This is a genomic window from Vibrio cionasavignyae, from assembly GCF_050337155.1.
GTDB lineage: Bacteria > Pseudomonadota > Gammaproteobacteria > Enterobacterales > Vibrionaceae > Vibrio > Vibrio nomapromontoriensis.
Window position 1 is genome coordinate 1 of sequence record NZ_JAKJSR010000035.1, and the last position, 20,900, is coordinate 20,900.

A 20,900-nucleotide genomic window follows, 5' to 3' on the forward strand; every position below is an offset into this window, starting at 1 on the left:
GTTCTATGGTTCTATGGTTCTATGGTTCTATGGTTCTATGGTTCTATGGTTCTATGGTTCTATGGTTCTATGGTTCTATGGTTCTATGGTTCTATGGTTCTAGCATTATTGGCAGGGCTGAATCAACGTCAAGCCCTGCTCGACAAACGAACCACAAAGAAGCTTACTCTGCTTGTCTTAGTGAGATTTCACCACCAATAAAAGGTTCGATACCATTAGCGGTTTCCAATAACACCGCACCGGTAGGGTCGATTCCTCGTACCTTACCTTTAATTTCTCTGCTCCCCATGATGAGTTTAACCTCTCTGCCCATGAAGTTGTCATGCCGATTCCAACGCTCGACAAAGCCTTGCATTCCTTTCAACTCATAGTCTTCTAATGCTTGCTGCCATGCTTTAACAAACGCGACTACGAGGTCGTTGCGACTAAACGGCGTTGACACGACATCGCTAAGTGACGTCCAAGGCTGGCCGATCCCTTCTGTTTGATGACTCATTCTTAGGTTCATGCCCATGCCAATAACTAGATTCGCCGCCCCCCCAGCCTGACCTGACATTTCAACTAAGATTCCAGCCAGTTTGCGATCGTTATGGTAGAGATCATTTGGCCATTTTAGCTTAACACCCTCGATCCCTAGGCTTTCTAGCGCTTCGACAATGGCGACACCAACGACAAGACTCAGCCCCATCGCCGCAGCTATGCCCGCTTCGAGTCGCCAATACATCGATAAATAAAGATTGGCCCCAAAAGGAGACACCCACTCTCGCCCACGACGACCACGCCCTTTCGCTTGATACTCAGAGATACAAACTTGCCCGGACGACAACGCTTGCTGTTTATCCAGCAAATACTGGTTGGTTGAGTCAATTATTGGGATAAGCTCAAAGGGGCTGGTTAAGGTCTGTCTTAATCGCGCTTCGTTCAATAACTCCATCGGTTGAGCCAGTTGGTAGCCCTTGCCTTGTAGGCGAAAAATATCCACGCCCCACTGCTGAATACCCTGAATATGTTTGCTAATTGCCGCTCGAGAAACACCAAGTGACTCACCAAGGGTTTCACCTGAGTGGAACCCTCCTTCAGACAATTGTTGTAGAATCGCAAGCTTTACCTGATGCTCTTTCATCACAAATCCTTGAGAGTGATTTCATGTGTTCGACCCATAAAGCGAACTTCATGCTCTAACTCAACCGAAAATTTATCGATCACTCGCTGTCGAACCATGGCTGCTAACGACGTGACGTCTTGAGCAGTTGCGCACTTAGCATTCACCAACACTAGAGCCTGATTTGGATGGACCATTGCCCCTCCTACGCTACAGCCTTTTAAGCCACACTGATCAATCAACCACCCTGCTGCCAACTTCATCTGCCCCTCAAAAGGATAAGCCACAAGATCTGGGTGCTGCTGTTTAATATGTTGATACTTTTCAACGCAAACAACAGGGTTTTTGAAGAAGCTACCAGCGTTGCCGACTTTTGATGGATCCGGTAATTTGTCTTGGCGAACTTGCACCACAATATCAAACACCTCACGCGGGGTGCAGGTCTTAGGGTCAAGGCGCTGCAACGGCCCATATGACAAGTTTGGTTGCCAACGCTTTTCCAACTTTAGACCAACCGCCACAACGATCGCTTTATTGTGCAACGCCTTTTTGAAAATGGAATCTCGGTAACCAAATTCACAGTCACTTTTCTGTAAACGCTTCACTTTAAAACTGTCTAAGCAAAGATAATCGACATACTCACAAACATCTTTAAATTCAAGTCCATAAGCACCAATATTTTGGATTGGCGCACTGCCTGCACATCCAGGAATTAACGCTAAGTTCTCTAATCCGGCATAACCTTGCTCCACACACCAAGCCACCAGCTTTGGCCAATCTTCACCACCGGCGATATGCAAACGATGATGGTGCTCGCTACTGGAGTGGCTAATACCCATGAGCTGATTGACCAATACCACCCCATCAAAATGCTCAGTAAATAGGACATTACTCCCTTTGCCCAACATGAGTTTAGGAAGGTGTGCCCATGCGGGTGCTTGATAGGCTTGCACTAAATCGTCGACAGAGGTCACGGTGACCAATTGCTGACAAGTCTGCGAAATAGCAAAGGTGTGAAACGGGCTTAACTGAGCGTTATGTTCTGTTTGCATGGGCATTCATTGATGGATTACACTTCCTCTATTCTATCCCTTCAGAGCAAGCATTGGCTATGGATACGTTAAATTTTGGTCTTTTGGCCCCCATAAAGCTACCGCTGGCAAAGAAAATCTATAAGTCGCACTATCCAGCAGCGAAACCTAAATCCGATGAGCGTATTATCACCGCTCAAGTCGGCAGTCAGTTGTGCGCACTTGTGCGATTTCGTCGCATTGAGAACTGTCGTTTAATGACGGGAATGCTAGTAATACCTGACTATCGTCAGCGAGGTGTGGGACATAAATTAATGCAGCATCTGGTGCAACAGGAGCTCGCGGAACAAGATTTTTGCTTTGCGTTGGAACATCTTGAAACGTTTTATTGCCAGCACGGGTTTCAGACAATTGATAAAGATGCGCTCCCTAACTCACTAAAACAGCTGTTTTTACGCTATATTCAAGGCGGAAAGTCACTGGTTGCCATGCAATACGTTGATCCGAATTAAACTTATCAACGGTTTACTATCCATTCGCTATAAGAATTTGGTAAAATTCTAGGTTAGCAATTTTGCATTTAAGAAAGGTAAAGTCTCCCACATGATGGCTCTTAGGAACTCGTTTGAACAGCTTCCCTCTTTGGCTCAAGATCCAAACCAATTTGATGTCTTGTATTCAGCCAATGACTATCGTGAATATCTTATTCAAGCGATACGTGAGGCACAATCAAGAATCTACCTAGTCGCACTTTATCTTGAAGATGATGATGCTGGACGCGAAATAATGTCCGAGCTGTATCAAGCAAAGCAGAACAATCCTGAATTGGATATTGCGGTCTGTGTTGACTGGCATCGAGCGCAACGTGGACTCATTGGCGCGGCTCAATCGGATGGTAATGCCACTATGTATCGCGAGTTTCGTCAAAAGAACACGCATGGCATTCCTATTTACGGCATTCCGGTTCGCGGTCGTGAAGTCTTCGGTGTACTACACCTCAAAGGTTTCGTTATTGATGATAAAGTTATTTATAGCGGTGCTAGCCTCAATAATATCTATTTAAATTACCAAGATCGCTATCGTTTTGACCGTTACCATGTTTTAGGTAATGCTAAACTTGCTAACGCTATGGTCGAGTTTGTAAAAAATGAAATGATCAGTAACCCAGCGGTTAATGACCTTTCTTTATCAGCAAAGCCTACCGTAAAAGACATTAAAGCTGAGATCCGTCAGTTACGAGCGTCACTATCACAGGCGCAATACCACTTCGATAATGAAACGGCTGATGAACATCAAGTATCTGTGACACCACTTGTGGGCATTGGTAAGCGACGTAATAAGCTAAATCATCGAATCACGCAGTTACTCGCGTTGGCGAAAGATGAAATTTTCATTTGTACACCTTACTTTAATTTTCCAAAACCCGTCGCGAAAGAGATTAAGCGAGCGCTTAAGCGCGGTGTGAAAGTGACCATTGTCGTGGGTGATAAGACAGCAAATGATTTTTATATCTCACCAGAAGAAGACTTTAAAACCATCGGCGGACTGCCTTACCTGTATGAAATGAACCTGCGCCGTTTTGCCAAGGCGAATGAAGCGCACATCGCCAGTCGAAATCTGAGCATCAATTTATGGAAACACGATGACAACAGTTTCCACCTTAAAGGCCTATGGGTAGACAAGCGCTATATGCTCATTACAGGAAATAACCTTAACCCTCGCGCTTGGAAGTTGGATCTTGAGAACGCTATCTTAATACAAGACCATTATTCCCACTTAACGGAGAAGTTCGACAAAGAAGTCGCGAATATTCTTCAACATACTCAGCTGATTTGTACCTACAAGCAACTGGAAAAAATTGAAAATTATCCAGAGCCAGTGCAAAAGCTGATTAAGAAAATTACTCGTGTCAGCGCAGATAAGGTGTTGAAACAAATACTATAAGAGCTGGGTGACAGCAATGTCACCTAACTCTATTATGACCAGACATTAAAAAGCCCTGCTAATGCAGGGCTTTTTTTATCGCGATATCGAGGCTAATTACTTAGCTGGACGAGCCGCACGTTTACGTTCGTTTTCAGTAAGAAGCTTCTTACGAATACGAATGCTAACTGGCGTTACTTCTACTAGTTCATCTTCATCGATAAACTCTAGAGCTTGCTCTAGTGTGTGCTTGATCGGTGGCGAAAGAACCTGTGCTTCATCCGTACCAGAAGCACGAACGTTAGTTAGTTGCTTACCTTTCAGACAGTTTACTGTTAGGTCGTTTGAACGGTTGTGAATACCGATGATCTGACCTTCGTATACTTCATCTGCGTGCTCAGCAAACAAACGGCCACGCTCTTGTAGGTTAAACAATGCATAAGTCAGTGCTTTACCTGTTGCGTTAGAGATAAGTACGCCGTTGTTACGTTGACCGATTACGCCACCTTTGTGTGGACCGTAGTGATCAAATGAGTGATAAAGAAGACCTGAGCCTGATGTCAGTGTTAGGAATTCAGTTTGGAAACCGATAAGACCACGAGAAGGCATCATAAAGTCCATACGTACACGGCCTTTACCATCTGGAGCCATATCTGTCAGCTCACCTTTACGTAGACCGATATTTTCCATGATACCGCCTTGGTGCTCTTCTAGAACATCAATCGTTACCGTTTCAAATGGTTCTGTTAGGTTGCCGTCTTCATCTTTCTTGATGATAACTTCTGGACGAGATACTGCTAGCTCGAAGCCTTCACGACGCATGTTTTCGATCAGGATAGAAAGGTGAAGTTCACCACGACCTGAAACACGGAAACGATCTGGGTTATCTGTTTCTTCAACGCGTAGTGCAACGTTGTGTACCAATTCTTTCTCTAGACGCTCAAGAATGTTACGTGACGTTACGAACTTACCTTCTTTACCCGCGAACGGAGAAGTGTTTACTTGGAATGTCATTGTTACTGTTGGTTCATCAACAGACAGTGGCGTCATCGCTTCAACATTGTTCACATCACAGATAGTGTCTGAGATTTTTAGCTCGCCTAGACCTGTGATAGCAATAATATCACCCGCATTTGCTTGATCAACTTCATGGCGATCAAGACCTAGGTAACCAAGAACTGTACCGACTTTACCGTTACGTTTCTTGCCTTCAGCATTGATGATAGACACTTGTTGGTTTGGCTTAACGCTACCACGAGTTACACGACATACGCCGATAACACCAACATATGAGCTGTAGTCTAGTTGAGACACTTGCATTTGAAGTGGGCCATCTAGGTCAACAGCTGGTGCATCTACTGTGTCAACAACCGCTTGGAACAATGGTTCCATGTTTTCGCCAGTTACGCCTTCTTCCATCGTCGCCCAGCCATTAAGTGCTGATGCGTATACTGTAGTGAAGTCTAGTTGCTCATCTGTCGCGCCTAGGTTGTCGAACAAATCAAAGATTTGGTCCATAACCCAATCAGGGCGTGCGCCAGGGCGGTCAATTTTGTTGATAACAACAATTGGCTTAAGGCCGTGAGCGAAAGCTTTTTGCGTCACGAAACGCGTTTGAGGCATTGGGCCGTCAACAGCGTCAACGATCAGCAATACAGAGTCAACCATAGACATAATACGCTCAACTTCACCACCGAAGTCCGCGTGTCCAGGAGTATCAACGATATTAATACGGTAATCGTTCCAGTTGATCGCTGTATTTTTAGCAAGAATGGTAATACCACGTTCTTTTTCGATATCGTTCGAATCCATCACGCGTTCTTCTGCTTCACCACGAGATTCCAGAGTACCGGATTGCTGTAGCAATTTATCAACTAGGGTAGTTTTACCGTGGTCAACGTGCGCGATGATCGCGATGTTTCTTAACTTATCAATCTGTGGAGTAGACATGGGTTTTTCTTTCACTCATTAGAGGCTGCCGCTTGATTGCTGCTAGCTGGATTTCAAAAACGCTCAATAATATACCAGATAATAGGCTAGACCCAAAAAATATGTGATCAACTTCGTTGAAATTTTTCTAATTCAGCATTTTTCTTGGCGAAATTGTGCCCCACTTCCTCAGCATTGTCAGCGCTAAGCGCTTGATTAGGGTTGACATCGATTCAAAAGCCATGCTGAATGTATGGGCGATTGATTCAACTTGGTGCAAGAAAATAAATTTGCACCAATATAGTGCGCACAATGATCATTTTGGTGCACAGAGAAGGCCAAACTGACACACAAAAGAATCAAACCAATGAAAAATAAAGGATTTATTTTTTGGCACGGTTTTAGCTTTATAGAAATCAGCATCGATTAACGCACTTCATTAAGCAGACGTTAATCAATGCCGATTACCCAAATCGAAGCTATTAAACCGTATTAATAACACTGGAGGTTATCCAAGATGTCCGTAGAAAATGTTCTATCGCTGATCCAAGAAAACGAAGTGAAATTCGTTGACCTACGCTTTACTGATACTAAAGGTAAAGAGCAACACATCTCTATTCCTGCACACCAAATCGACGCTGACTTCTTTGAAGAAGGTAAAATGTTCGATGGTTCATCTGTTGCTGGTTGGAAGGGTATCAACGAATCAGACATGGTCATGATGCCTGACGCAGCAAGCGCAGTTCTTGACCCATTCACAGAAGATTCAACGTTGAACATCCGTTGTGACATCCTTGAGCCTGCAACAATGCAAGGCTACGACCGTGACCCACGCTCTATCGCAAAACGTTCTGAAGAATACCTACGCGCAACAGGTATTGCAGATACTGTTCTTGTTGGTCCTGAGCCAGAATTCTTCCTTTTCGATGACGTGAAATTCAACACTGACATGTCAGGTTCTTTCTTCAAGATTGATGACATCGAAGCAGCTTGGAACACAGGTTCTGATTTCGAAGGTGGTAACAAAGGTCACCGTCCAGGCGTGAAAGGTGGTTACTTCCCAGTTGCTCCTGTTGATTCGTCTCAAGATATCCGTTCAGCAATGTGTCTAGTCATGGAAGAGATGGGCCTTGTTGTTGAAGCTCACCACCATGAAGTAGCAACAGCGGGTCAAAACGAAATCGCAACTCGCTTCAACACGCTAACAGCGAAAGCTGATGAAACTCAAATCTATAAGTACGTTGTTCATAACGTTGCTCATGCATTTGGTAAAACAGCAACCTTCATGCCTAAACCACTTGTTGGCGATAACGGCTCTGGTATGCACGTTCACCAATCTCTTGCTAAAGACGGTGTTAACTTATTTGCTGGTGACAAGTACGGCGGCCTATCTGAGATGGCTATCTACTACATCGGCGGCATCATCAAGCACGCTCGTGCTATCAACGCATTTGCTAACCCATCAACGAACTCGTACAAGCGTCTTGTACCAGGCTTCGAAGCACCAGTTATGCTTGCTTACTCTGCACGTAACCGTTCTGCTTCTATCCGTATCCCTGTGGTACCAAGCCCGAAAGCACGTCGTATCGAGCTTCGCTTTGGTGACCCAGCAGCAAACCCATACCTATGCTACTCAGCAATGCTGATGGCTGGCCTTGACGGTATCAAGAACAAGATCCACCCAGGCGAAGCGATGGATAAAGATCTATACGACCTACCAGCAGAAGAAGCAGCAGAAATCCCAACGGTTGCTGAATCTCTAGAGATTGCACTGAAAGCGCTAGATGCAGACCGTGAATTCTTGACAGCTGGCGGCGTGTTCTCTGATGACTTCATCGATTCTTACATCGACCTGAAATCAAAAGATGTTGAGCTAATCAACATGACAACGCACCCATTAGAGTTCGAACTTTACTACTCTGTATAATTCGAATTCAGACTGTACGTTGCAGTCTTGCAATCAATAATAAAGCTCGCCTCGCAGGCGAGCTTTTTTTTATCCAGCCAAAGACTAAGTAACGCTACCCTATGAAATGAATCCCACTATCCCCGCAAACCATGTAGGAAATCATCATATGAAGAGCCTTTGGGTCGTATTACTGATCAGTTTTTTCTCGCACGCGAGCAGCAGTATTGATGTGTTTGTCTGGACAGATAAACAAGGCGTCCTGCACTTTAGCGATACCGCTGATCACCCAAATGCCCAACGGGTCAACATGCCCGATATGACGCCACCGCCTCCTGAAGTCACTCACGTCGAGGGCGTAAAAGACCGAGAATACCGCCCTATTGCTGGAGACAGTAATAAAAACGCTAAACCTCAGCCTCTCAGTGTCCGTATCACTTCTCCTGCACATGACTCAACCATTCGCAGCAATCCGGGCTTTATTGAAGTCACCGGTGATATTAGCCGCTCACTGGCTATCGGCGATAAACTGCAACTATTGCTCGACGGCAAGCCTTACGGCGCGCCAAAAACTAACCCTTACTGGTCATTAAAATATGTCGACCGCGGCACACATACGCTAATGATTCAGGTTCAACAAAGCGGCAAGGTTATTGCATCATCAGATACTATCACTGTGCATTTACATCGCACGACGGTGCAATAGCAATACCGACGGCGTTCTCGCTTTTACTCGCTGACAAATTGCGCCATACTTGAATGAACGATTGCACCATTTTGGTGCTTAGTGGAATTCAAACATGTGCAATGCACAAATAACGAGCAGAGTAAGGGAAGCGAGTGCCAAATAACGAACTGACTAGTGCCATATTAAATAATGTCGTAACGGCGACACTCATGTTGGATGAGTCCCTAACGGTTCGCTACGCTAATCCCGCCGCGGAGCAACTTTTTGCTCAAAGCTCTAAACGCTTGGTGGATTCACACCTGTCGCAGTTTATTCAACACGCTTCTCTAGATTTAGCTCTTCTCACCCAGCCGCTACAAAGCGGGCAAAGTATTACCGACAGTGATGTCACCTTTGTGGTCGATGGGAAACCTTTGCTTCTGGAAGTGACCGTGAGTCCAATGTCTTGGAATAAAGAGCTAATGCTATTGATTGAAATGCGCAAGATTGGTCAACAAAAGCGTCTCACTCAAGAGCTCAATCAGCACGCTCAGCAACAAGCCGCCAAATTATTGGTGCGAGGTTTGGCGCATGAGATAAAAAATCCTCTCGGTGGGTTACGCGGAGCCGCGCAACTTTTATCTAAAATGTTGCCTGACCCGAACCTCAATGAATACACCAGCATTATTATTGAGCAAGCCGATAGACTCAGAGCCTTAGTGGATCGCCTGCTAGGACCACAAAAGCCTGGAACAAAAAAAGAAGAAAACTTACACCTGATTTTAGAGAAAGTGCGCCAACTGGTCGAATTAGAAGCCGGATCTCAGCTCTGCATTGAACGGGATTATGATCCAAGCCTACCAACGATTCTCATGGATACTGATCAAATTGAACAGGCACTATTAAACATTACCAGTAATGCCGCACAGATCCTCGCGCAACAAGACAATGCAAAAATCACATTACGCACCCGCACGGTTCATCAGGCCAATATCCACGGCCAAAGACACAAGCTGGCAGCCCGTATTGAAATCATCGATAACGGACCCGGTATTCCTGCCGATTTACAAGATACCTTATTTTATCCCATGGTCAGCGGACGCGAAGGCGGTACCGGACTCGGGCTCTCAATTTCACAAAACTTGATCGACCAACACAATGGAAAAATAGACGTAGAAAGTTGGCCCGGTCGTACCATTTTTACCATTTATTTGCCTATCTAGCATGATGATTAGGCTTGCTGTAAGGACGTTTGGCTATGAGTAAAGGATATGTATGGGTCGTCGATGACGACAGCTCAATACGATGGGTGATCGACAAAACCCTATCGTCAGCAAATATAAAATGCGAAACCTTCGCAGACGCAGAAAGTGTGCTGATGGCGCTGGAAAGAGAAGTACCCGACGTTTTGGTGTCTGACATTCGCATGCCAGGGATGGATGGCATCGAACTGTTAAATCAGGTACAAAAAAGAGCGCCTGATCTGCCAGTCATTATCATGACTGCACACTCTGACTTAGACGCCGCCGTTAATGCTTACCAAAAAGGCGCATTCGAGTATTTACCAAAGCCATTTGATATTGATGAAACACTGACGCTTGTCGAGCGAGCAATCGCTCACAGTCAGGAACAAAAAAGCTCGCTTAGCGCTGACGAGATCGTGGCAACAGAAGCCCCTGAAATCATCGGTGAAGCACCGGCAATGCAAGAAGTGTTTCGCGCTATTGGTCGACTATCGCGCTCCTCCATCTCTGTGCTTATTAATGGTGAATCAGGCACGGGTAAAGAATTGGTCGCTCACGCCCTACATCGTCACAGCCCACGCGCAAGCAAGCCTTTCATCGCCCTCAACATGGCAGCGATACCTAAAGATCTCATTGAGTCCGAATTATTTGGCCATGAGAAAGGGGCGTTTACTGGCGCAAACAGCGTACGCCAAGGGCGTTTTGAGCAAGCGAATGGTGGCACCCTATTTTTAGATGAAATCGGTGATATGCCGCTTGATATCCAAACTCGCTTACTGCGAGTTCTCGCCGATGGACAGTTCTATCGAGTGGGTGGTCACTCAGCGGTTAAAGTTGATGTCCGTATTGTCGCCGCCACCCACCAGCATCTTGAAAAGCTTGTCACTAACGGCGAATTTCGTGAAGACTTATACCATCGCCTTAACGTCATACGAATACACATTCCCGCACTGCGTGAGCGCAAGCAAGACATAGAAAAACTCACTTACCACTTTTTATCACTCGCCGCGGAAGAACTGGCAGTAGAGTGCAAATCATTAAGTACCGACACAGTCGATATTCTCAATAAACTCGAATGGCCGGGTAATGTCAGGCAGCTTGAGAATACTTGCCGCTGGCTAACGGTGATGGCAAGTGGCAGTGAAATCTTGCCAAGTGATCTCCCCCCCGAGTTACTTGATGAACCAAGAAAGTTTACCTCTACCGAAGGTGGTGACTGGCAACAGCTGCTTTCGCATTGGGCGAAAGGGGCTTTAGAGTCTGGTGAGTCTGAAATTCTCAATAAGTCACTGCCGCAGTTTGAACGAATCCTACTTGAAGCAGCGCTTAATCATACCAATGGCCATAAACAAGATGCTGCCAAGGTACTAGGTTGGGGTAGGAATACACTGACGCGAAAACTTAAAGAGCTCTACTAACCTGCCTATACTCAAACACACCCGGTACGATATTTAGGTAATTTGTGACAAAGTTACCTAAATATTCGCTGCGATATGCCGATATATTAATAATAACCTTCTCAATAAAAGCCCCAGTTAAACGCTTTAATCGGGCGATCTTATGACCATATAGAATGATGCACCGTTTATGACTTTTGCTAACATGTCTCTAAAACAAGCCTTAATATTGCCCTTTATTGTGGTTTTTTTAGGATCGATTAGCGCAATACTGTGGCTACAGAGTGAGCGTTATAACGACATTGCGAATGAAGTCAGTCGTAAACAACTGTCCAGTTTAACCAACAATGTCGTCAGTAGCTTAGATATCTATTTAGACCGTCCAATGGACGCGGTTAGCGCTATCGCTCACGCCATTGAATATCATGATTTATATAACCCTAACGATACAACGGCAATGGAAGACTATCTATTATCAACCTTCCAATTGTTATATCAGGATGTCCCTCAGGTTGACCTGATCGGCTTTGGAGGTGAACAGGGTGAATTTGTTGGCATTAGAGCCTCTCAACAACACCATGAGGGTGAGCACTTTACCCTCATGGCCAAGGATGCCGTTACGGAAAACAAACTGAATATTTATTCAGGATCTTCGCGCCAGCATACTATCCAAGACAGCATCGAGCCTTATGACCCAAGAACGCGTCCTTGGTACATGCCAATGAAAAACCGTCGCACTCCTGAATGGTCTCAAGTTTATACTAATGCTGATGAGCAAAAGGAAATCACTATCTCCGCTTTATCTCCCGTCTACTACGCTTATGAAAACCAGCGTGAGTTTGTTGGAGTTGCCGCCGTTGATATCCAAATCAGCACCTTTAATCACTTTTTAGAAAGTATTAGGCGTACACATAAAGCCAACGTCTTTGTCATTGATGCCAACCGAGACCTCATTGCTCACTCTAAAAATCAAACCATTTTAAACAGCCAAGGTCATCGCGTTTCCGCAGACAACAGCCTTCACCCAACTTTACAATTTCTGAGTAATACCACACTCAATACTGACCTTGTCACGCCGAAACTGCTTTCTTTTGAGCACAATAACAGCACTCAATTTGTCATGGTCAGCCATTATCAAACCGAGACTAACCTAAGCTGGTATGTCGTAGTCACTATCTCAGCGTCTGATTTAATGGGTGATATTCCGCTCTTGAGCCAGAAAACCTTAGCGGTTGGCCTGTTACTCGGCGCTTTTGGTCTCGTTATTGGTGTCTTTACGCTAAACCAACTCACGATACCGATTACCGAAACTGCGCGAGCTTCTCAACAGATTGCAAATGGTCGCTGGGATTATCCACTCCCCAAGTCCACACGAATCAGAGAGGTCGACCAACTCATCAATAACTTCTCCTCGATGCGAACACATTTGGAGAGCTCATTTCGAGCATTACGCGAGCAACTTACCCGAGACCCACTAACAAAGCTGTATAGCCGTTCTGGGTTTATCGAAGTGTGTGACAAACAACTGAATGAACGCTCAGGCGCCATGCTGCTCATCAACATTAACCAGTTCAGAGACATTAACGACAGCTTAGGGCACCAAGAGGCGGATATATTACTCACGATCGTTGCCGAAAGACTAAGAGCATGGGTTATCGTAGAAAATGGTGTGCTGGCTCGCACTGTTGGTGATGAATTTGCCATTTATCTCCCTTACCTTAATGAGCGTGAGTTACTTGATTACCTTTATAGGATCAGGCAGATATTTACTGCGCCCTTTATTATTTCCGGGGAGTCGCTATCGCTTCATATGTCGGTAGGCGCAACACTCACGGATCACAATAGTGATGCCGATTTAAACTTACGCAATGCAAGTATTGCCTTAAGCCAAGCAAAAGAAGATAACCACCGAACCTGCGTCTACACACCCGATATGGCCGAAAGCTCTAAAAATAAAGCTCGTCTGTTAGCGGCGTTGCATTATGCCGTTGAGCACCAGCGATTCAACGTCTACTTTCAACCGATTGTCGACTTACAAACTGGAAAAACCATCGGCGCGGAAGCGTTATTGAGATTAAAAGACGAACATGGCGAGCCCATTTCACCGCTAGACTTCATTCCGTTAGCCGAATCTTCAGGTCTCATTGAGGCAATAGGCCAACAAATGGTGACCCAGAGCATGCGAACGATTTCACGGGCGATACGGACTCATCAGCTCGCGGCTGATTTCCAGTTGCACCTGAATGTCTCTGTGTGTGAACTGCGATCACACCACTACGTTGACTTCCTCCAAGCGGCACTGACAAAAACGGCGCTTCCGGCAAGGCAAATCGTTGTGGAGTTGACTGAATCGAGAATTGCCGACAACGATCCAATTATCATCGAGAACATGACACGTTTAAAATCCCTTGGTATCAGTATTGCGATCGATGATTTTGGCACGGGATACTCATCCCTTGCCTACTTACATAAACTACCGTTTGATAGCCTCAAAATTGACAAAGCCTTTATTGAACAGCTGACCAAAGATAATGCAGACGAGAGCGTGGTTTCCGCCATCACTAAGCTATCGAGGAGTTTTGGATTCAGTATTGTTGCAGAAGGGGTAGAAACTCCGCTCCAAGCCGACTTGGCCAAGCGATTGGGTTGTCACTATGCGCAAGGTTATCTATTTAGTACCCCGAAACCACTTGAAGAGTGGCCGCAATTAAAAGCCAGCGCATAGAAAGGTCGACCTTGCGCTGATTCTCACACAAGGTCGTCAAATAAGTGGGGCGTTAAATCACACGTGAAAACTGTTGTTGACGAGCGCGTTGGCGTAGGTATTTGTCGAAGCACATACAAATATTACGAATCAACAAGCGACCTCTCAGCGTCACTTCTATCGACGACTCACCGACCGTAACCAGTTCATCATCAATAAACGTCTGTAGCAATGTCATATCTTCAGCAAAGTACTGGGTAAATTTGACCCCGAAACCTTGCTCAATCGAGGCGACATCCAACTTAAAGTTACAGATAAGCTGCTTAATGACTTCACGGCGAATTAAGTCATCGTTATCCAACACTACGCCTTTCCAGAGTGCATGACGAAGTTCATTGACTTGCGCATAGTATTTTTTCAGCTCTTTTTGATTTTGCGCGTAGCTGTTACCAATCATTGAAATAGCCGACACACCAAAACCAACAAGATCGCATTCACCTTGCGTGGTATAGCCTTGGAAGTTGCGGTGCAATTCTCCATTGCGTTGCGCGACAGCAAGTTCATCTTCTGGCAACGCGAAATGATCCATACCGATAAACTGATAACCGGCATCGGTCAAGGTACCAATCGTATCTTGTAAAATCGCCATTTTCTCTTCGGCTATTGGTAAGTCTTCATCTTTAATTTTTCGCTGAGCGGCAAATAAATTAGGCATATGTGCATAGTTAAAGACCGATAGACGTCCTGGACGAAGTGACAGTACTTGCTCCAAGGTGTCAGCAAAAGAACTTTTGGTTTGCTTAGGTAAACCATAAATTAAATCGAGGTTGGTTGAGCGGAAGCCTAGCTCTTTTGCCCGCTTAACCATAGCGAAAATAAACGCCTCGTCTTGCTCTCGGTTAACTAAGACTTGTACTTCTTTATTAAAATCTTGCACGCCGATACTGAGTCGGTTAAACCCTTCTTGACGAAGGTGATCCAACATATCCAGTTCTATTTCACGTGGGTCGACTTCAATACTAATTTCAGCGCCGTCTTCAAACACAAACTCGCTTCGCAGAATAGTCATTAGTCGACTGATCTGGCTTTTTGTTAAAAATGTTGGAGTGCCACCACCGAAGTGCAATTGTGTCACTTTTCGGCCTTGTAATAACGTAGCACGCTGACGAATTTCATGTTCAATGACATCCAAATACTCGTCCGCTTTATGGGCGTGTCGAGTAATCACTTTATTACAGCCACAGTAATAGCAAAGCTTATGGCAAAATGGGATGTGCACATACAAAGAGAGCGGACGTTCTGGGTACTGGGTACACGCCATGTCGTAGTCAGAAATAGTGTACGCTTCGTGAAACTCTACCGCTGTAGGGTATGAGGTGTAGCGTGGCCCAGAATAATTGTATTTATCGAGAATCGCTTGATCCCATACAATCTGCTGCTTCGTTTCTGAGTGACTTTGAGACATGGTAATACTTCCAATAAACAGTGTTGCTTTAAGCTCCTCTTTGAGGAGTCAGATGAGCGCTATTTTGCCATAGGATTGTGACGGATAACGCTCGGACAGTGACTTTTACACAAGCAGTACGCAAAAATGCTAGCGCGATCACTTGTTCGTCAAAAAGAGGATAGACCTCTAACTGACAAGCTTAATGTTGATTTGATCATTAAGGGGGCGAACACTGCTCTGCAGTGCTTTTAGCTCTTCAATAATAACATCATTGAGTCGAGCTTCGGCTTTCTGCCGAGCAAGGTTATCGCGCATGCGCTCTTGCTTTTCCATCGTCTGTCTGGCTTCGCCGCGTGGCATAGCTTTCACGATATGAAATAACTCTGACGTAGCAGGATAGAGCGCGTCAAAATCAACCCGCTTATCACCCTGCACATAATCCATAATGTTATAAAGCCTAATCGCGGCTTCTGAAAGCTCACATTGACCTTGAATGGTCGCAAGACAAATCGTCTCGACACTTTCAAAAATATTCGCATTACGCTTTTTAATGGCCAGTTCTTGGTGTTGCTTTAGCAACTCCTTTTGCTTTTTGAGTTGCAGTAGCAAATAGCCCGCATAGCCAGCTAAACCAGTGACAATAAGCACACCAACAATTGCTAACAGAGTAACGGTATTCATCTACGCTTCCCTTCCTTAATCCTTGAACTGATCCATGTTGATGCCTTCAAATTGTGACAATAATTCATCATCACTTGCCGGCGTTTTTTTCTTCGCTACCGGTGCATCCACTGGTGCATCAAAATCATCTTCGTCTTCTTCAGGCAGAACAAGACCGAGTCGATTCATTAAGACTTCCATACGGTCTAGTTTTTCATCAACGTATTTTTGTAGTCCTGCGCCAAGATTTTCACCACTTTCAATGCGATCCAACAACACGTTCAGTTGCGCATCATTTTCCAGTAGCTCTAACTCTTTCTCAGCCGATAGCTTACGCTCTTGCTTCGATGGTTTTTTCGCATCCGCAACAATTAAAGGAATCTTCTTTTTGCTTCCTAAGCGAGGATCTCGTTTAACCGAAGTTCCAGAACGTTGGCTTTCGCCTCCATCTGAATGACGGCTACCCGCTTTCTGACCTTTACGCTTTTTCAGGCGCTTTTGTAGACGACCATCCACATCTGCTTGCGTGCGATTACGTGTGACTGCAACGGGCTCAGGCGCCGCTCCAGGCTTTCTCGATTTCTTCTTACGACTCATTACGTAAGCTTCCTCAATAAAATTACATCATTACCAATAAATTCGATTTCCAGTCCGTCTCTCTTGGCTAAAAACAAGAAAGTGGCGCGACTAAAAAATACGACATGTGTCTGATCACTTTTGTAGTGCCACGTTGAAAACGCATCTACATCAATAACCATCTTTGTCATTAACCCCAGGTATCCACCTGGCTTAATGAGCGCTAACCATTGTTGCCAAATCTCATTTGGCTGATACAAGTGCTCAATCACTTCGGTCGCTGTAACAAAGTCATACTTTGATTCTAGCGCTTTTGACTCTGGATAGTAATACAGGTCATACAGTGACATGGGAAACCCTTTCTCTTCAAACATCACAGAAAGTGTTGGACCCGGTCCACAACCGAAATCTAAACCCATTGAACCTTGTGGTAATCGTTCTGATAACGGTGACTCTAGGCGAGACAGAAAACGTCGATAACCTGCATCGCTCGGATCATTATTATGCAGATCATAAACGGCTTTTTCCGCTCGAGCATCAAGTCGCTGCTCAGCAGGTACAAAGACCAGCTGACAACGAGGACACTGCAAGTAATCTCGTTTTTTATCGCTGTGATAATGTGATGCATTTTCAGCAGCACAAAGTGGGCAAGTTTGCACTCATTATCTCCTGAACGATTCAAGGGTGCGAAACATACCAGAAAGTGAGCGTAGAGGGGAGAGTGATCGAGTGTTTTTTCTACAATTTTGTTGAAAAAAGCCCCGAGAAGTGAGTAAAAGGGGACTCAGTCCCCCTCATCGCTTCGATTACATCCAATCGGTGTTACGAATAATTCCAACAGCAATACCTTCAATTGCAAGGTGCTGGGCGGTTAAATCCACTTCAATTGGCGAGAATGCTTCATTCTCCGCATGCAGCAATACTGTTGAGCCTTTGCGTTCTAGACGTTTTACCGTTACGTCATCATCAACGCGAGCAACGACCACTTGCCCATCTCGAACATCCTGCGTTTTATGAACAGCTAACAAATCGCCGTCCATAATGCCGATGTCTTTCATACTTTCGCCATTAACGCGCAATAAAAAATCCGCCGCTGGCTTAAACATGCTTGGGTCAACTTGATAATGAGCTTCTACGTGCTCTTGCGCCAAAATAGGCTCACCAGCCGCTACTTGACCAATTAAAGGTAACCCTTCATCTTCATTAGCCGCAGCCTGCTCAAGAAGAATACGAATACCGCGCGACGCGCCAGGAATAATCTCAATGGCTTTTTTACGCGCTAGGGCTTTCAGGTGCTCTTCTGCTGCATTCGCTGAACGAAAGCCCAGCTCTTTCGCGATTTCGGCACGAGTGGGCGGCATACCTACATCGTCTATTTTCTTTTTTATTAGATCAAATACTTGCTGTTGTCGTGCTGTTAGCGGCTTCATGCATCACCTGTCTGTTTATACAGTTAACTGTGAGTATATCCAGTACGTTGGTAATTGCAAAGATAATCGGTTGTTTTTTAGCAAATAGTCGCTGAATTCCTCGACAGCCGCATCAAGCATAAGGATTCTATGTTTCGCTTTATTTTCATTAAAAGGTAAGACCAGTTTCTGTTATCCTTGCACGGCTCCAAAATTGATGTCTAGGATTAAGGTATGCATACGCGCTGTTGCGACGCTCCACCTCGGCATCGTTTTTTCCGAACAAATTGAGGCTGTGAACCCTATGTCTTCAGGACACTCACTTTTCCGTTCTTTTCTAAAGTTGCCAATGTCAGTATTGGTAAAAGGAACGGCGATTCCATCTAACCCTATCGAAGATCTTCACATTGATATCACTAAACCTGTGGTCTATGCGTTGCCGTTTAATTCGAATGTCGATCTTCTCACCTTGCAAAAGCAAGCGATCGCACTAGGGTTACCCGATCCACTCGAGCCAATCGTGCTCAATGGTGAAGAACGAAATCGTTTTGTATTCATTGCCTCAAGACCCACTTTATTTACTCGTGACGATGACGTACCGAGTGACTCAATTGCGCTATTTTCTGACTTGCTAAAAGAGCATGAAAAAGACGCAAAACTTGATGTGCAGATTATCCCTACCACGGTTCTTTGGGGTCGTAAACCGGGTAAAGAGTCCGATACTAAGCCTTACTTACAGGCAATGAACGGCCCACAAAAAGCGAAGGCGTTATTCATGTCTGGTCGTGATTGCATGGTGAGATTTAGCCCTGTGGTCTCATTACGTTATATGGCAGATGTTCACGGCACGGATGAGTCGATCGCTCATAAGCTCGCTCGCGTTGCGAGAATTCACTTTTCTCGACAAAAGCTGGCGGCATCTGGACCTAACTTGCCTAATCGACAAGTGCTATTTCAACGCCTATTGAATTCCCAGGTTATTGAACAAGCGATTCAAGATCATGCTCAAAGCAATGATATTCCTATCGAAAAAGTTCGTAAGGAAGCGCAGCAGATCATGGACGAAATTGCCGCTGACTTTTCCTATCGACTGGTCAAAATTGGCGATGTGGTCATGACTTGGCTTTGGAGCAAGTTGTACCAAGGTATCAACGTCAGCAATGCCGCTAAAGTACGACGCTTAGCGCAAGATGGGCATGAAATTGTTTATGTTCCCTGCCATCGTAGCCACATGGACTACTTATTGCTGTCTTACATCTTGTATCGTGAAGGTATGGTGCCACCGCACATTGCCGCTGGCGTTAATTTAAACTTTTTCCCCGCAGGTCCTATTTTTAGACGTGGCGGTGGCTTCTTCATTCGACGTAGCTTTAAAGGCAACAAACTGTACTCAACCATTTTTAGAGAGTATCTGGCTGAGCTGTTTGCCAAAGGCTATTCGGTGGAGTTTTTCAGTGAAGGCGGTCGCTCACGTACTGGCCGATTATTACAAGCGAAGACTGGCATGCTCGCGATGACCATCCAAGCGATGCTAAGAGGTCTCAATCGCCCTGTGACGCTGGTTCCCGTTTATATTGGTTATGAGCACGTCATGGAGGTAAGCACCTATGCCAAGGAGCTTAGGGGTAAGCGTAAAGAAAAAGAGAACGCTGGACAAATCCTAAAAACCATCCGCAAGTTGCGTAACTTCGGCCAAGGCTACGTCAACTTTGGTGAGCCGATCCCGCTCAATCAGTATCTCAATGACCATGCGCCAAATTGGTCGCAAGATATTGACCCTATGGGTGTTAACAAACCGCAATGGCTGAACCCAGTTGTGAATAACCTAGCAACCAAAATGATGACACACATTAACGATGCTGCTGCGACAAACGCATTAACGTTATGTGCCACCGCGTTGCTTGCTTCGCGTCAACGTGCATTGACTCGTGATAGTCTCATCAATCAGATCGATTGTTACTTAGCGCTACTTAAAAACATTCCCTACTCTGATACCTCTACTGTACCAACGGGTTCCGCCGAGTCTTTGGTTGCCCATGCGGAATCTTTAGATAAGTTTGTCGTGGAGTCCGATACGCTGGGTGACATTATCTCTCTCGATCGTCATCAATCGATTCTGATGACCTACTATCGCAACAATATTATTCACTTATTCGCCTTGCCTTCATTGATTGCACAGATGCTAGTAAGTGAGCACTCCATGCCGCTTGAAACGATTAAGTGCAACGTAGCGAAGCTCTACCCATTCTTACAAAAAGAGCTATTTTTGAGTGTTGACCCTAAAGAACTGGCTGAGTTAACCGATCGCATTGTCGATGAATTAGTCCGTCAGAGATTGCTGTTTATTGAAGACGGTGTGGTGTCCATGAATCAGTCCAATACCCAAATGTTAATGCTATTGGGCCGTACGATTTCAGAAACCCTACAGCGCTATACCATTGCACTCAATTTATTGGCGACTTACCCAGAACTCGATAAGCAAGAATTGGAACAGAAAACCCAAGATATCGCCCAGCGTTTGGGTCGCTTGCACGGTATCAATGCCCCTGAGTTTTTTGATAAAGGTGTATTTGCCTCGCTGTTCAGTACCTTAAAAGAGCAGCAATACATTGATGTAGAAGGCAACTGTGACACAGCTAAAACCGACACATTGGCTCGCTTGCTTTATACCCTGCTTTACCCGGAAGTAAAACTCACCATTCAAGAAAGCGTCCACCAATCAGATGAGCCAGCTGTTGAATCTCACGATGACAGCCCGGCCGTATCGTAATTCTTCACGGACTCGCTCTCTATTCACAGCAATAAGCCGTGAAAACGAAAAAAGCGCCTAATTAGGCGCTTTTTTTCACATTTTTGGCAAGAGCAATGCCTCACTCTTTGCTTTTGGACAACTTTGCTTTAACAC

The 20,900-nt window shown here is 45.1% G+C and carries 17 protein-coding genes; 9 read left to right on the forward strand and 8 right to left on the reverse strand.

All coding sequences use genetic code 11. The features are described 5' to 3' along the window. Positions 1-201: hypothetical protein (locus L4D74_RS23325; RefSeq protein ID WP_428754810.1), on the forward strand; the 201-nt coding region annotated here is incomplete at its 5' end. Here L4D74_RS23325 and birA read toward each other — a convergent pair. Both birA and murB read right to left on the reverse strand, forming a co-directional pair. After that, entirely contained in the window at positions 164-1,123 is a 960-nt protein-coding gene (gene birA, locus L4D74_RS23330; RefSeq protein WP_428754811.1) for a bifunctional biotin--[acetyl-CoA-carboxylase] ligase/biotin operon repressor BirA, read from the reverse strand. The genes L4D74_RS23325 and birA overlap by 38 nt on opposite strands. Then, positions 1,123-2,154, reverse strand: a complete 1,032-nt coding sequence (gene murB, locus L4D74_RS23335; protein WP_428754812.1) for a UDP-N-acetylmuramate dehydrogenase — start codon at positions 2,152-2,154, stop codon at positions 1,123-1,125. Before murB ends, birA begins: the two co-directional genes overlap by 1 nt. 59 nt (positions 2,155-2,213) lie before the next feature. Between murB and L4D74_RS23340 the strand changes: the two genes are divergently transcribed. Both L4D74_RS23340 and pssA read left to right on the forward strand, forming a co-directional pair. Next, positions 2,214-2,645, forward strand: a complete 432-nt coding sequence (locus L4D74_RS23340) for a GNAT family N-acetyltransferase (RefSeq protein ID WP_428754813.1) — start codon at positions 2,214-2,216, stop codon at positions 2,643-2,645. Positions 2,646-2,736: 91 nt separating this feature from the next. Next, positions 2,737-4,077, forward strand: coding sequence for a CDP-diacylglycerol--serine O-phosphatidyltransferase (gene pssA, locus L4D74_RS23345; protein ID WP_428754814.1), 1,341 nt, complete (start codon positions 2,737-2,739; stop codon positions 4,075-4,077). Between the two features lie 96 nt (positions 4,078-4,173). On the opposite strand, the gene typA is transcribed toward pssA, so the two are convergent. Beyond that, a complete protein-coding gene (typA, locus tag L4D74_RS23350; protein WP_265676984.1) occupies positions 4,174-6,006 on the reverse strand; it encodes a translational GTPase TypA in 1,833 nt (610 codons plus the stop codon). A gap of 496 nt (positions 6,007-6,502) precedes the next feature. Between typA and glnA the strand changes: the two genes are divergently transcribed. The 5 genes from glnA (at position 6,503) to L4D74_RS23375 (ending at position 13,924) form a co-directional block, all read left to right on the forward strand. Next, positions 6,503-7,912 (forward strand): glutamate--ammonia ligase, encoded by a 1,410-nt coding sequence (gene glnA, locus L4D74_RS23355; protein WP_428754815.1) that lies wholly within the window; start codon positions 6,503-6,505, stop codon positions 7,910-7,912. Positions 7,913-8,060: 148 nt separating this feature from the next. After that, the gene (locus tag L4D74_RS23360) at positions 8,061-8,597 is read left to right on the forward strand and encodes a DUF4124 domain-containing protein (protein ID WP_428754816.1); all 537 of its coding nucleotides are present in this window, start codon (positions 8,061-8,063) and stop codon (positions 8,595-8,597) included. Between the two features lie 134 nt (positions 8,598-8,731). Next, positions 8,732-9,781 carry a nitrogen regulation protein NR(II) gene (gene glnL / locus L4D74_RS23365; RefSeq protein ID WP_428754817.1) on the forward strand — a complete coding sequence of 350 codons (1,050 nt, stop codon included), beginning with the start codon at positions 8,732-8,734 and terminating at the stop codon, positions 9,779-9,781. A 35-nt stretch (positions 9,782-9,816) separates the two neighbouring features. Then, complete coding sequence (gene glnG / locus L4D74_RS23370; RefSeq protein WP_428754818.1) at positions 9,817-11,220, forward strand: nitrogen regulation protein NR(I); 1,404 nt, start codon at positions 9,817-9,819, stop codon at positions 11,218-11,220. 169 nt (positions 11,221-11,389) lie between these two features. Continuing rightward, complete coding sequence (locus L4D74_RS23375; RefSeq protein WP_428754819.1) at positions 11,390-13,924, forward strand: bifunctional diguanylate cyclase/phosphodiesterase; 2,535 nt, start codon at positions 11,390-11,392, stop codon at positions 13,922-13,924. Between the two features lie 52 nt (positions 13,925-13,976). On the opposite strand, the gene hemN is transcribed toward L4D74_RS23375, so the two are convergent. The 5 genes from hemN to lexA all read right to left on the reverse strand — a co-directional run bounded on the left by hemN (position 13,977) and on the right by lexA (position 18,016). Next, on the reverse strand, positions 13,977-15,368 hold the full coding sequence (hemN, locus tag L4D74_RS23380; RefSeq protein WP_428754820.1) for an oxygen-independent coproporphyrinogen III oxidase: 1,392 nt from the start codon (positions 15,366-15,368) through the stop codon (positions 13,977-13,979). 168 nt (positions 15,369-15,536) lie between these two features. Next, on the reverse strand, positions 15,537-16,031 hold the full coding sequence (locus tag L4D74_RS23385; protein WP_428754821.1) for a DUF2489 domain-containing protein: 495 nt from the start codon (positions 16,029-16,031) through the stop codon (positions 15,537-15,539). A 15-nt stretch (positions 16,032-16,046) separates the two neighbouring features. Then, entirely contained in the window at positions 16,047-16,607 is a 561-nt protein-coding gene (gene yihI / locus L4D74_RS23390) for a Der GTPase-activating protein YihI (protein WP_428754822.1), read from the reverse strand. After that, complete coding sequence (locus L4D74_RS23395; protein ID WP_428754823.1) at positions 16,607-17,245, reverse strand: class I SAM-dependent methyltransferase; 639 nt, start codon at positions 17,243-17,245, stop codon at positions 16,607-16,609. The genes yihI and L4D74_RS23395 overlap by 1 nt, the downstream gene beginning before the upstream one ends. Positions 17,246-17,392: 147 nt before the next feature. Then, entirely contained in the window at positions 17,393-18,016 is a 624-nt protein-coding gene (lexA, locus tag L4D74_RS23400; RefSeq protein WP_428754824.1) for a transcriptional repressor LexA, read from the reverse strand. Between the two features lie 283 nt (positions 18,017-18,299). Between lexA and plsB the strand changes: the two genes are divergently transcribed. Continuing rightward, positions 18,300-20,765, forward strand: a complete 2,466-nt coding sequence (gene plsB / locus L4D74_RS23405; RefSeq protein WP_428754825.1) for a glycerol-3-phosphate 1-O-acyltransferase PlsB — start codon at positions 18,300-18,302, stop codon at positions 20,763-20,765. Positions 20,766-20,900 lie beyond the last annotated feature (135 nt).

What these genes read in the sequence shown, in the direction of transcription:
- birA (WP_428754811.1), bottom strand. Translation starts at nt 1,123, where the DNA reads ATGAAAGAGCATCAGGTAAAGCTTGCGATTCTACAACAATTGTCTGAA.
- murB (WP_428754812.1), bottom strand. Translation starts at nt 2,154, where the DNA reads ATGCAAACAGAACATAACGCTCAGTTAAGCCCGTTTCACACCTTTGCT.
- L4D74_RS23340 (WP_428754813.1), top strand. Translation starts at nt 2,214, where the DNA reads ATGGATACGTTAAATTTTGGTCTTTTGGCCCCCATAAAGCTACCGCTG.
- pssA (WP_428754814.1), top strand. Translation starts at nt 2,737, where the DNA reads ATGATGGCTCTTAGGAACTCGTTTGAACAGCTTCCCTCTTTGGCTCAA.
- typA (WP_265676984.1), bottom strand. Translation starts at nt 6,006, where the DNA reads ATGTCTACTCCACAGATTGATAAGTTAAGAAACATCGCGATCATCGCG.
- glnA (WP_428754815.1), top strand. Translation starts at nt 6,503, where the DNA reads ATGTCCGTAGAAAATGTTCTATCGCTGATCCAAGAAAACGAAGTGAAA.
- L4D74_RS23360 (WP_428754816.1), top strand. Translation starts at nt 8,061, where the DNA reads ATGAAGAGCCTTTGGGTCGTATTACTGATCAGTTTTTTCTCGCACGCG.
- glnG (WP_428754818.1), top strand. Translation starts at nt 9,817, where the DNA reads ATGAGTAAAGGATATGTATGGGTCGTCGATGACGACAGCTCAATACGA.
- L4D74_RS23375 (WP_428754819.1), top strand. Translation starts at nt 11,390, where the DNA reads ATGACTTTTGCTAACATGTCTCTAAAACAAGCCTTAATATTGCCCTTT.
- hemN (WP_428754820.1), bottom strand. Translation starts at nt 15,368, where the DNA reads ATGTCTCAAAGTCACTCAGAAACGAAGCAGCAGATTGTATGGGATCAA.
- L4D74_RS23385 (WP_428754821.1), bottom strand. Translation starts at nt 16,031, where the DNA reads ATGAATACCGTTACTCTGTTAGCAATTGTTGGTGTGCTTATTGTCACT.
- yihI (WP_428754822.1), bottom strand. Translation starts at nt 16,607, where the DNA reads ATGAGTCGTAAGAAGAAATCGAGAAAGCCTGGAGCGGCGCCTGAGCCC.
- lexA (WP_428754824.1), bottom strand. Translation starts at nt 18,016, where the DNA reads ATGAAGCCGCTAACAGCACGACAACAGCAAGTATTTGATCTAATAAAA.
- plsB (WP_428754825.1), top strand. Translation starts at nt 18,300, where the DNA reads ATGTCTTCAGGACACTCACTTTTCCGTTCTTTTCTAAAGTTGCCAATG.